Source organism: Psychrobacter cibarius, from assembly GCF_016107535.1.
Taxonomy (GTDB): Bacteria; Pseudomonadota; Gammaproteobacteria; order Pseudomonadales; family Moraxellaceae; genus Psychrobacter; species Psychrobacter cibarius.
Genome location: NZ_JABASQ010000021.1, coordinates 1 through 12,977, shown reverse-complemented (window position 1 = coordinate 12,977; position 12,977 = coordinate 1). Strand labels below are relative to the sequence as shown.

The following is a 12,977-nucleotide window of genomic DNA, read 5'->3' as shown; positions in this document are numbered from 1 at the left end:
AAATTTTATCTGAGTTTATGTTAACGAAAAAAACTTTATGTAAGGTATATTTTCAGTTTGAGCGAAAGCGACTAAGTAGTGATAAAAATGAAGAGACGCCTTAAATTGAAAACAAAAAAGCCCATGATTGTGCATGAGCTTTTTTTCAATATTAACGTTAGATGGCTTTTTTCAATTAATACGCCATCGTATTAGTAGTCTTTCATAGACTGCTTAATCGCCTCAATCGCTGTTGGATTATCAAGCGTTGACATATCTCCTGTTTCGTTGCCTTCTGCTAGAGCACGAATGGCTCGACGTAAGATTTTGCCAGAGCGCGTTTTTGGTAGTGCTTGCGGGAAATAAATTGCCGCTGGTCTTGCGATACCACCAAGGGATTTGACCACAGCACCGATGACCTGCTGCTCAATACGGAAACGGTTTTCGGTCGTCGCCACTTGTTCATGATCTCTCAGCACACAAAAGGCTATCGGCAACTCTCCTTTCAATTCATCATGAATACCCACAACCGCACATTCTGCCATTTCTGGATGCGTGCTAATCGCCTCTTCAATTTCTTGCGTGCCAATACGATGACCGGCGACGTTAATCACATCGTCAGTGCGCCCTAAGATATAAAAATAACCCTCCTCATCAGTCACGGCATAGTCTGAGGTTGAGTATTGCTTGCCATCAAACAGACCAAAATAGCTACTGACAAAGCGTTCATCATTACGCCATACCGTGGTCAGACAACCGGGCGGCAATGGTGCACGAATCGCGAGTAATCCTTTTTCGCCAGCTTTACACGGTTCGCCTGTTTCTTCATTGATGACATGTGCATCGTAACCATACATGGGGTAACCGGGTGAGCCTTGTTTGTGCGGTTTATGATTGAATTTGGGCGTGTTACTTAGAATGGGCCAGCCAGATTCTGTTTGCCAATAATGGTCTAAAATTGGTACGCCTAGATGCTTGGTCAGCCAATTGGCTGTCGATTCATCCAGTGGCTCGCCTGCCAAAAAGAAGGATTTTACGCTAGAGACATCATAGCGCGTCATCCATGTCTCATCTTGTTTTTTCAACATACGGACACCAGTCGGTGCCGTGAATAAGATATTTACCTTGTTTGCTTCAACAATTCGCCACCAAATGCCAGGGTTTGGACGATGCGGCAAACCTTCATACATTACACTCGTCATGCCAGCCAGCAATGGTGCATAAATAGTATAAGAGTGTCCCACTGCCCAGCCGATATCTGATATCGCCCAAAATGTCTCACCTGCCTTGCCATCGTAGATATAGTCCATTGACGTCGTTAGCGCGACTGCATGACCACCTGTATCACGTTGCACACCTTTTGGCGTACCCGTCGTGCCTGAAGTATAGAGAAGATACGATGGTGTATTTGACTCGAGCCAAACAGGCTCTACAATCGCATTAGCTTCACAGCTGATACGGCGCTGGGTCGCATAATCGACATCGATACTTTTTGGCTCAAATGGTAAAATACCTCGATTGACGACCAATACATGTTCTGGCTTAATCGTTGCTTGCTCAACGCCTTGATTGACAAGGTTTTTATAGTTAATAACTTTACCGCCACGCAGACCTGCATCCACCGTGATTACCATTTTTGCTTCGGCATCATCCATACGAATGGCTAAGTTATGTGCAGCAAAACCACCAAATACCACTGAATGTACCGCACCAATACGAGCACAAGCCAACATGGCATAAGCGGCTTCCAATATCATCGGCATATAAATGACGACGCGATCACCCTTGCCAACACCATGACGCTGTAGCACATCGGCAAAATAATTGACTTCTTTATAAAGGTCATTATAGGTCAGGCGACGCTTGGTATAGTCCGTATAAAGCTCAACGTTATTACCCAAATCTCTAAACGCATCGACGACACCAGGAAAGGTTTCTATTAACTCTTGGTTAATCTCAGTGGATAGCCAGATAAAAGCATCCTGCTCTGCGCGCTCTGCGAGATGGCGATCCACACAGTTATAACAAAGATTGGTCTCACCACCGACATACCATTTAGCAAAAGGCAGATTGCTGTCATCAAGTATTTGCACAGGCTCTTTATGCCAATAGATACGCTTGGCTTGCTCTGCCCAAAACTGCTCTTTATTTTCAATAGAAGAGTGATAAATTTCAGCAAAAGTTTGAGTGGTATTGGATGACGCTTGAGAAGTCTGAGCTTGGTCTGACGATTGGTTGGTCACTGAAGTGGCGGTTTGCTCGCTCATAATAGCTGTCCTTAGCATAAATGATGGGTAATACGATGTAATATTGTCTAATAATGTCATAGTAAAGATTGGCTATCCCTGCCAGCTATCTCTAATAGAACAAAAAACCGATACACTACGTATCGATTTAGTAGGTATCGGTTTAAAATGTAGCAGAGCTAACAATAAAGGTCAACTATTAAGCCAGTTATCTGCTCAATAGTTAAGCCACTTTGAACCTATACCTCAGTTTGATCAGCATACATCTCACGCATCACTTTTTTGTCATGCTTACCAACAGAAGTCTTTGGCAACTCATTGACGAACTTAAACTGACTTGGCACACCATATTTCGGAATAATACCCCGCTCTACGGCTTTCTCGGCAATGGCTTTGATATCATCAACGCTCGTGTCTTGAGCATTAGGTTTTAACACAATCAAGGCCAATGGACGCTCGCCCCACTGTTTGTCACGTACCCCAATCACAGATACGTCAGCGACCGCTGGATGTAACGACAAAATCGTCTCAATCTCTAATGACGATATCCACTCGCCGCCTGACTTAATGACATCTTTTAAGCGATCAGTAATTCTAATATAACCATCAGGACGTATATAAGCAATGTCTTGGGTGTGCATATAGCCGTTTTCCCACAGCTCTTTGCCCGCATCGTCATTTTTTAGATAGCTTTGCGTTAGCCAAGGTGCGCGCAATACCAGCTCACCCGTATTGTCTTGACCGGTACCAACCGACTCATTATTGGTACTCCATATTTGAGCATCCACCATCAGTACGGGCTTACCAGTCATACAACGGCGAGCGATATCTTCATCTTCACTCATTTTAGGCTCATCGAGACTAAATTCTGTCAAGCTAATAAGGGGCGCTGTCTCTGACATACCATAACCAGTATATACTTCGATGCCTTGTGCCATGGCTGTTTTTGCCAAGCCTTCTGTCAATCGTGAACCACCGATGATCATTTTTAAACCATTAAAGCTAGCACCGCGATCTTGCGCTTCTTTGAGCACCATTTGCAAAATCGTTGGGACACAATGGGTAATACTAACTTTTTCATTAATAATCAAATCCATTAACACATCTGGTGCATAGCGTCCCGGATACACTTGCTTCAGACCAGCCATGGTCGCAGTAAATGGAAAGCCCCACGCATGAACGTGGAACATCGGCGTCATCGGCATATAGACATCACCGTAGCTGACGCCTTGCTTGTCGGGCAGCATACCTAGTGTCGCCGCTTCGCTAAGAGTATGCAATACTAACTGGCGGTGGCTAAAGAACACGCCTTTTGGATCGCCCGTCGTGCCTGAGGTATAAAACGTTGTGGCAATGGTATTTTCATCAAAATCTGGGAAGTCAAACTCACTATCGGCAGCTTGTAATAACGCTTCATACTCACCTACTACGCGGTTTTGATTACCACCGAAGACTCCTTCAGATGTCACGCCATCATCATCTAGCCAAATAATGTGCTCAATACTAGAGTTTTCAAACTGATAGCTTTTGACCAATGGCGCAAACTCAGAATTAAGCAGCAGCACTTTTGGCTTAGCATGATTGATTGTATAAAGAATTTTTTCTGGCGATAGGCGGATATTAACGGTTTGTAAAATATACTCTGACATCGGTACAGCGAAATACGACTCAAGATAACGATGGCTGTCCCAATCCATCACCGCCACTATATCACCTGCATCTAGATTTAAACCTGCTAAGACATTGGCCAAGCGATTGATACGATTGAATAAATCTTTATAGGTAAGGCGTTTTTTGTCAGCATAAACGATTTCTTGCTCTAGCGACACCGTTTTGGCACGGTTCAATAGCTGCTTAACTAATAAGGGATAATCGTAAGCAGAAGGGGCGCTGTGGTAAATATTTGACATAGATGTGACGTCCTTGTTGGTCATGCGGATAAGTTATTATGCGGGTGAATCATAAATAATTGATGGCACGCAGCCCTAGTTATTTTAGCTTTTATTTATAAAAAATTGCGGTTTAACCAGTGGTTATTTAAAACAGTATCTATTTAAAAATTGGCTGTTTAAAAATTGATAGTGGCTAACAGTATTAATAGAATTATTAGGGTGTATTGAACAGGCTATATCGATAGTAAGAAAAAATAGATGCTATGTAAAGCAACCTTACGTAAACATCCTAAGCTGCAATAGCTTGATGAAAATTGCTCAAAAACAGCCATCAAGCCGCGCGTGATTTTGTTTTAATCATGCCAAAACTGGCAACCAGTAATGCCAAAATCTGTACAAATAAGAGCAGCCATACTGTGAGCGACCACTGCCCGCGCGCATAAGCCATACCGCATAACCACGCACCCATCGTACCGCCAGCATAATACCCCATGTAATATAAACCAGACGCCAATGAGCGCCCTTTTTTAACATTGACGGCGATATAACTGATGGTAGCAGCTTGGGTGATAAAGACACCTGAGGACATAATAGCAAGACCAATAATAATGCCCCATAACGGCGTTACTAGCGTTAACAGCACCCCAATCATAGAAACGAAAACAGCCACGCGCACTGTGCGCGCTGAACCAAAGCGACGTAGCAAGGTCGTCGACAATGGCGTGATGACAACGCCTATCAAATAAACGGCAAAAATATTGGCAAGCGCACCCGTATTCAACTCATATGGCGTCTTAGCAAGATGTAGATTGATAAAGGTAAAACAACCCACGAGTGAGAATAAAACACACGCTCCTAGCAGACAAGCCGTCACCACATAACGATTGGTTAGATGCTCACCGAGCGTCTGCATCGCGGAACGAAAATTCGGATTGGCCACAAACTGCTGTGACGATGGCAGCATTTTGCCGACCCACAGCGCACCGATAAGGGTCATCGCTGCCATCACATAATAGCCTGCACGCCAGCCGATAAGCTCGTGCAAATGCCCAAGCAAAAATCGCCCCATGAAGCCGCCAAGTACCGAGCCTGAGACATAGAACGACATCAGTTCTGTGACAGCGCGTCCCTCAAACTCTTCACCGATATAAGCAATCGTCACCACGGTAATGCCCGGTACAGACAACCCTTGCATAAACCGCCACATACCCATCCAACCAATACTCGGACTTTGGGCAATTAAAGCAGTTGGTATCGCTAAAAATAATAATGCGCCAACGATAAAGGATTTACGCCCCACAGCGTCAGACAGCATGCCTAAGAATGGCGACATAATAGCAATCGCCATCACCGTTGCACCGACGATCATGCCAGCTTGCACCTCAGTTGCAGACAGGTCTACCATTAATACGGGCAAAATGGCCTGAATAGAATACACTTGCAAAAAAGCAAACATCCCAATCAAGCCAATGGTGAGTTTTAAGACCCACGATGTTGCATTATTGATTGGTGTAGATAGAGGTTCTGGCATATTATTTTGGGATTTACTGATGGTATTTTTCACAGGGATACAGGCTATGTTGGACGCGGATGATCTGGCGTGAGTAATAGAAATAGGACGATAATAGCTGAAATAATGACGAAAACAATGATGACAATAATGGCTGATGCTAGGGATAGCCGTCAGGTATGATTTTAGCACACCAAATACCAGACTCTGGTTTCGGTGTGTTATCGGTATTGCTTTATTGATGCTTAGGGTCTGTTGAACACTAAAAATTGCTGCTTTGTATACTGCGTAGGTGACGTATATTTTTGACAGCAAGCAGATTACTGTCTACTATTATTTTGATCTATTATATATAAATGCAATTCACAAAAACTTATATCCACAAAATATAACCTGCAGCGAAATCCAACTCACCTATAGCAGACTCTCTATCATGCCCAAATACCCTTATTATTCGCAATGGATTGTCGCTATAGGTATCCTAGTTTTTTCTATAAATGCGTCGGCAGTTACGTTAGACGAAGTAGCCGCAACGAACAAGCTCACAATTAAAGAGCAATCGACCAAAATAGTATCAACCCCGATAGCGTCAGCGGTTGCAATAACATCGCCTGTATCAACACCAGCCGTGCCGTCAAACTGTATCGCCGACAGTATTATTACAGCGGATAATCTGTCAGATACGCGTGATAAGGGGCCTTTTTCGGTGGCCAAAAAACCCGTTCCTCGTCAGTTAGCCAATGGCTTTGGTGGCGGAACCATTTATTATCCAACCAATGCAGGCGACTGTGGTTTGTTAGGCGGAATCGCAGTAGTACCCGGTTATGTGTCCTACGAATCTTCTATTAAATGGTGGGGGCCGCGTTTGGCATCTTGGGGATTTGTGGTTATTACCATCGATACCAACTCCATTTATGATGACCCAGAGAGCCGTGCGGCGCAGTTAAGTGCCGCGCTTGATCATATGCTTCGTGACGATACGGTAAACGCTCAGATAGATAGTACGCGCTTGGGTGCTATTGGCTGGTCAATGGGCGGCGGCGGCGCACTCCAGCTAGCGACAAAACGTCAGACGGTTCGAGCGATTATTGCGCAAACGCCCTATCATAATAAAGACTATGGCGAAATGAACACGCCTGCTTTATTCATTACTTGCCAAAATGACCGTATTGCCTCAAATAAAAAATACAGCAGTCATTTTTATGATAAGGCTACAGGCGCAAAAATGAAGATTGAGATAAAGAACGGTAGCCATTTTTGTCCAAGTTATCGTTTTAATGAGATATTACTGAGCAAGCCGGGTATTGCTTGGATGCATCGCTATATTAATGGCGATACCCGCTTTGATCAGTTTTTATGTCGTAACGACAACTATGGTAACAATCCTCGTATATCCGCTTACGACTATAAAAACTGCTCATAAACGAGGTGCTCATGAGAAAAGCACTTATAAACTAGGTACTTATAAACTAGGTACTGATAAACAATCTGCTGGTCAATCTCTGACTTAGGAGCGCTTAGCATAGAAAAAGGCTACCGAAATGGCAGCCTTTTTTATAAAGTCATTAACGCAATTATTCACAGCTCGCTTTGCCAGTGCGATGATTCACAGCACCATTGGCGGCTAATAGCTTTTGCATATCAACCAAATCTCGCGAACACGCATATGAATAGGCACCTTGATTATACGAGACCATTTTTTTGTCTTTGGTCGTTGCCACTAGATTTGGATTAGCACCTTGCGCCAATAAATAGTTGACAGTTTCAAGGCGATTATTACTAGCTGCAACCATAATCAAGGTTTCACCATCACTTTCTACCGTCTGATCATTTAAGTCCACAGGCGCTTTTTCATTCAATAACGTATGTACTTTTTTGACAATATTGGTATTTTTCCCCAGTACAGCAGATTTCATGACGTTATACACATCACCGTCATCTTTAGCATAGATATCAGCGCCTTTACTGACTAAATAATCGACCATATCTTCATAGCCGATAAAGGCAGCCCAGCCTAACGCCGTTTGGTTTAGGCTACCTGTATCTTTTACTTCTAAGTCTTGACCATTGTTAACCATGTATTTGACCGTGGCTAGATCACCATGTTTTACGGCGTCAAACCAAGTAGCATCTGCACCTGTAGAGGGTTTGTCATAAAACACACGCCAAGAAAGTTTGTTTTGATTGGCAAGATCAACATTCTCAGTAGTGCTGAAACGAAAACCCACTTGTGGGACGGGTGCGGTTTGAGCAGCTTGGATAGTGTCCATTTTAGTGACGCTGTTATCATTGTTTAGGCTTGAGCAACCTGCTAATAACATCGTTGCCATAACCGCTGATGCGCTCATTTTTCCAAAAAATCTCATGACTCAACCTTCAAATATAAATTAAATAGTGAGAGATATTATACAGATTCATTAAATAATAATCTATAAATTATAAGCTATGAATGACAATGATCCTCGATTAATGTAGGCTTATATCCGACTTTAGCGTTATACACTGAACCTAACAATCAACATCTTTTTTATAACAGACTTTAGGTACATGACTCACCATAATAAGAGGTCATTTATAATAAATTGTCATCTACTGATAAGAAAGATTCATTATTAAAATTGCTAAGACATCAAGAAACTCGAATAAAAACACTAAGGAATAATTTTAATGACCGATAAAATTCATGATTTAGGGGCAGGATTTTGGAATATACGCGGATCTTTTCGCATTGGCGGTGTTCTAAATATTGGTACTCAATGCTCACTTATACAGTTAAACTCAGGAAAGTTTATATTTTTGGATAGCTATTCATTGACTGGTGACGTACGCGATGAGGTGATGGCATTAACCAATAATGGTCAAGATGTCGAAGCAGTACTGAACGTCCACCCATTCCATACGGTGCACTGTGCACAAATGGCAAAAGACTTCCCTCAGGCGACCTTTTATGGCAGTAGCCGCCACCATAAAAAAGTACCTGAAGTAAAATGGTCAGATGACTTGGTTGAAAGCGATGCGGTCGCCAAGCGTTACCCTGAGCTTAAGTTCTCAATGTCACAAGGCATCCACTATATCTCACCCAATGAGATGATTCATGCAGGCTCACTATTAGCCTATCATCCTGCCAGTCAAAGCTTGCACGTCGATGATACCTTTATGAGTCCACCGATGAAGTTATTAGAGGCGATATTACCTGAACTGATACTGCACCCAACGACCAAAAAAGCGCTAAAAAATGAGCCCGATGCAGGCAAGCAATATTGCGATTGGGCAAGCACTTTGGCACATGAATGGCGCGATGTGCATAATTTCTGCGCCGCACATTCCTATTTAGTGACATTCAATGACGGTGAGTTTGAAGTGGCGCTATTAAAAGCCATTGATAAAGCTCGCGCAAAATTAGAAAAATCTTAATTGACCGTATAATCTTACATTAGAAGCATAACAAAAGGAGTGACCAAGATGGTCGCTCCCTTTTTTGCAATGATGCCATCAACATTAAAAGTTATTAACGAAACAATAAAGACGCTAGCTCATCTTGGTTATTGATGATATCTGCCAAGGTATAGCGCTCAAGGACGTTAATAAATGCCGTTAATGCTTCAAAGAATACACTTTTTAGTTGGCATGCTGGGCTAATGACACAGCCTCTAGCGTTATTTGTCGTTTCATCAATAAGCGTAATAGGCAAACCTGTTGAACCAGTCTGTCGACCATCACTACTCTTATCATTCGCGGGTGTCGCAAAGCATTCGACCAAATCAAAGTCTGGCTCTATTTGTTTAATTAATACACCCAAATTGATGTCTTTTGGCGCACGAGCCAAACGTATACCACCATTTTTACCACGCACACTTTCTATATAACCAAGCTGACCCAACTGATGAATAATCTTGGTCAAATGACTTTTAGAAATGCCATAACTGTCGGCAATATCACTGATATTTGCGAGCAATGGCGGCTCTGGTCTCACCGCCAAGTAAATCAATGAGCGCAGCGCATAATCGCTATAATTGGTCAATCGCATTTATTTGCGCTCCTATTTTATATAAATCTCTCAAGTATGTATCAGCCTAAACTTTAGCAATGTAACTATATGAGTTTAAAAATGAGGGTCTTGAAAAATCAGTGTCTCAGATAAACGGTATTTTGAACAAACAGTATTTTAAACAAACAGTGTCTGGAAAACAAAGGTCTTATAACATTTGCAAAATAACCTACTTAAGAATATCAATACTAAGGCGATAAATTTTGATAAATCCCCTATTCTTTTGGCGATAACATTATAACTGCTCTAAAGGCTCTAACCAAACAAACCATCAGGTCTAGGACGTGCCAGCATCGGCAAATAACTGATGCAAAATAGCAGGAAGCAAGCAATCCACGCCCCTTGGGCAATCATGATCCATAACAGATAGTGACTCATATCGGCAAGCGGCAATAGCACGCGACTGACAAATGCTAATACCATCAGACCATACATAATATTCACCGTCTTGGGCGGCTGATGAATGCTACGTCCCGTATGACCAAGCGATACCCGCGTCATCATCGCCACGGTCATCATACCAACGCCTGCAATGGCAAGCCCATGCATCGCAATACTATGAGTATAGCCCAACCATGGTTGCAGCGCATACAGCAGAAAACTCAAACACATGCCCAAAAATGCAACATATAATGACCAAAGCAATGGCTTTTGCCAGATACCGCGATGATACCAGCCTACCAGACGGACGATATTAACCACTGCTACGCCAAGCGCCGTAATAGTCAGCAGATACTTATTAGGATAAAACAAGTCACTGATAAAAAACGCTAAGAAAAACAATAAACTCGCAATATCCTGTACTTTACTATTGCGCAACTTGATGACTTCCGTCGTTCCAACACTCAGACCACGTTCAATAAAGAATGGCACCACGCGGCGACCAATGGTCAGCACCAAGCCGATAATCAAATAAAACCCTAGATAAATACCTATTTTAGTCATACTCATATCGGCATTGATAATACCCCAGTAGCAGATTCCATTGCCAATGGTCAATAATGCCAGTTTCGCTAAGATGCCCATTTGCTTATACTGCTTGACCTGTAATACCGCTCGACATATCACAAATGCCATCGAAGCGATAAACAATAAGTCAAATACTGCGGCGACATATAACAACGATATACTGCTACCCTCAACCGTCATACCAAGCCCAAAACCTGCCCAGCTCAAACGTGCCAACAGCCAACAGCCAAATATAGCCAGCAGCTTATAACCATGCGGCATCATTACCCCTGTCCACGTCTTCACTGCCGTGAGGAGAAATCCTGCAATGACCGCCAAGGCATAACCATAGACCATCTCATGACCGTGCCAGTACAACGGATTCAGTGCTTGTGCGTCAATATCTGTATGACCGGTAAATACAAAAGACCATAGCAGCATCGTTATCACGGCAAATAGCGCGGCAGCACTAAAAAATATTCGAAAGCTCAAATTCAGAATAGGATGCGGAGAGCTGGGCGGCTTGCTGGGTAAGTTGATCGATTGCATGGCAGTCTTCTTAGAAGCATGTGAATAGAGTTTAACTTAAAGATTCATTTTAAATGAATGTTATAAGTTATACAATAGTGATAATTTTATAACTCATTATAACGGTTTGCTATTAGCATAAAAAATAACCGCTGATAAGACTATTAAGCGGTTTAAAACGTGCTATTCAGCATTTATGGTCTAAAATCTATAAACCGCTTTAACTTACATGACGGCCTTGCCATTTATCAATGAACTCAGCATTGGGGTCGTATTGTTGGGTTTGCTTGCTAAGATTAAATTGCCGACATCCTCTTGGATCAGCGCCTACGCCCGCTAGATATTGCCAATTCCCCCAATTACTCGCGACATCATAATCGATAAGATGCTGCTCAAAATAGGTTGCACCGTAACGCCAGTCTAAACCCAGCTCATGAATAAAGCAGCTAGCAACGATTTGTCTGCCTCGATTGGACATATACCCTGTTTGCTTTAGCTGATTCATGCAGGCATTGACGATAGGATATGGCATGCTGCCATTCTGCCATTGCTGCAAACGCTGATCGTCAAAATGAGTAGCTGGTAATTGATGACCAATGCCCTTAAACAAAAATAGATTGCTACCATGTTCAATCGCATACCAATAAAAATACTCGCGCCACAGCAGCTCAAACCATATCCAATACGTTGACTCATTGGCGATAATCTCACGCTCATAATGACGTAAGCGATTCAACAGTATTTTCACAGACAAGCAACCTTTTGCCAGCCAAGGCGAGAATTTAGTAGAATGCGTCCAGTCATCCAATGCATTACGTGTGGTTTTATAAGTGCGCGGCGCAGCAGAATCAAAATAGTGAGTTAAATGAATCATTGCATTTGTTTCACCACCTTTAAAGCTAAGCGCTTGCTCATTAGATGCTTGTGTTTTAAAAAGGTATTTACTATGACCCATCAACGCATCAGGCATTGGCGGTAGCGACTTTGGCGTAGGAAAAACAGCCACCTCGTCGTCAGCATTCAATAAATCATGGCTTGCTTCAACCTTTTTGCGAAACTGGGTAAAGCTTTTGGGCAGGTCTTGTGTCGGTAAATCAGCAAATAGCATATGGGTTGATTGCCTGTGCCATATTATCTGCGGATATTTGCTCTGCAAGGCAGCATAGCCTTTATTTTGATTATAATCTACCGTGTGGCTGACACAGATATCGGTGACTTGTTGCTGCTCAATGAGCTGGCATAACTTAGTAAAGGTATTTAAGGCAGACTCTACCTTATCTGGCGACAAATGACTCTTTGATAAATAGCTTGGCAACAGATACAGTAATCGATTACCAAGGCGCTGAAGCGATCGATCCAAATCTGCCAAACTCTCAGACAAGAACTGCTGACGAGCAGCGCCCATCTCATTAAAGTGGTAAGCTTGACGGCTCTCTCTCGATTGAATGCAATCAGCCAAAAAATCAGCATAGATGAGCATCAGGTTGCCTTGATTACTTTTAGCCAATGTCGCCGCTTTGACTAACGTTTCATTGTCCTCTATGCGCAAATCGTTATGAAATAAGACCAATACCGCTTTTTTGACTGACTTATTTGATGCGTTGTCTGATTGGTGATTTGACATACTCTCGATTCCCAAGTAGTTAAACGCGCTCACTTGAAGCTGAGTCTAAACTTTGACTTCCTCCCCGCCCTCAAAGGAAGGGGATTCCTACTAAAGACGGCCAAGCCCGACCGCAAGAATGTTTTTTGCTCCATTAACGTCTCTGTTATGGGTCGTTTTACAAGAACGACAAAACCATACTCTTATACCAAGCGCTGATCTA

General features: G+C 42.7%; 9 protein-coding genes and 1 pseudogene. 2 read left to right on the top strand and 8 right to left on the bottom strand.

All coding sequences use genetic code 11. From position 1 onward, the window contains the following. Nucleotides 1–191: 191 nt before the first annotated feature. From JFC08_RS10955 to JFC08_RS10945, 3 genes are all read right to left on the bottom strand, one after another. Nucleotides 192–2,246, bottom strand: coding sequence for a propionate--CoA ligase (locus JFC08_RS10955; RefSeq protein ID WP_211181340.1), 2,055 nt, complete (start codon nt 2,244–2,246; stop codon nt 192–194). A 218-nt stretch (nt 2,247–2,464) separates the two neighbouring features. Then, complete coding sequence (locus JFC08_RS10950) at nt 2,465–4,135, bottom strand: fatty acid--CoA ligase (protein WP_198330720.1); 1,671 nt, start codon at nt 4,133–4,135, stop codon at nt 2,465–2,467. Between the two features lie 313 nt (nt 4,136–4,448). Continuing rightward, nucleotides 4,449–5,648, bottom strand: a complete 1,200-nt coding sequence (locus JFC08_RS10945) for an MFS transporter (protein ID WP_170108259.1) — start codon at nt 5,646–5,648, stop codon at nt 4,449–4,451. Nucleotides 5,649–6,060: 412 nt separating this feature from the next. Between JFC08_RS10945 and JFC08_RS10940 the strand changes: the two genes are divergently transcribed. Beyond that, the gene (locus tag JFC08_RS10940) at nt 6,061–7,050 is read left to right on the top strand and encodes a dienelactone hydrolase family protein (RefSeq protein WP_198330719.1); all 990 of its coding nucleotides are present in this window, start codon (nt 6,061–6,063) and stop codon (nt 7,048–7,050) included. A 151-nt stretch (nt 7,051–7,201) separates the two neighbouring features. Here the strand turns inward: JFC08_RS10940 and JFC08_RS10935 are convergent, their stop codons facing one another. After that, nucleotides 7,202–7,993 carry an ankyrin repeat domain-containing protein gene (locus JFC08_RS10935; protein ID WP_227697742.1) on the bottom strand — a complete coding sequence of 264 codons (792 nt, stop codon included), beginning with the start codon at nt 7,991–7,993 and terminating at the stop codon, nt 7,202–7,204. Between the two features lie 301 nt (nt 7,994–8,294). Here JFC08_RS10935 and JFC08_RS10930 point away from each other — a divergent pair, with 301 nt between their 5' ends. Then, nucleotides 8,295–9,041: a hypothetical protein gene (locus tag JFC08_RS10930; protein ID WP_198330718.1), complete on the top strand. Its 747-nt coding sequence runs from the start codon at nt 8,295–8,297 to the stop codon at nt 9,039–9,041. A gap of 94 nt (nt 9,042–9,135) precedes the next feature. Here the strand turns inward: JFC08_RS10930 and JFC08_RS10925 are convergent, their stop codons facing one another. The 4 genes and pseudogenes from JFC08_RS10925 to JFC08_RS10910 form a co-directional block, all read right to left on the bottom strand. After that, nucleotides 9,136–9,654, bottom strand: coding sequence for an Rrf2 family transcriptional regulator (locus JFC08_RS10925; RefSeq protein ID WP_198330717.1), 519 nt, complete (start codon nt 9,652–9,654; stop codon nt 9,136–9,138). Between the two features lie 276 nt (nt 9,655–9,930). Further along, on the bottom strand, nt 9,931–11,172 hold the full coding sequence (locus JFC08_RS10920) for an NnrS family protein (protein WP_198330716.1): 1,242 nt from the start codon (nt 11,170–11,172) through the stop codon (nt 9,931–9,933). 199 nt (nt 11,173–11,371) lie between these two features. Then, nucleotides 11,372–12,775, bottom strand: a complete 1,404-nt coding sequence (locus JFC08_RS10915; protein WP_198330715.1) for a DASH family cryptochrome — start codon at nt 12,773–12,775, stop codon at nt 11,372–11,374. 70 nt (nt 12,776–12,845) lie between these two features. Beyond that, nucleotides 12,846–12,977: pseudogene (locus tag JFC08_RS10910) on the bottom strand (zinc ribbon domain-containing protein); the annotation flags it as partial.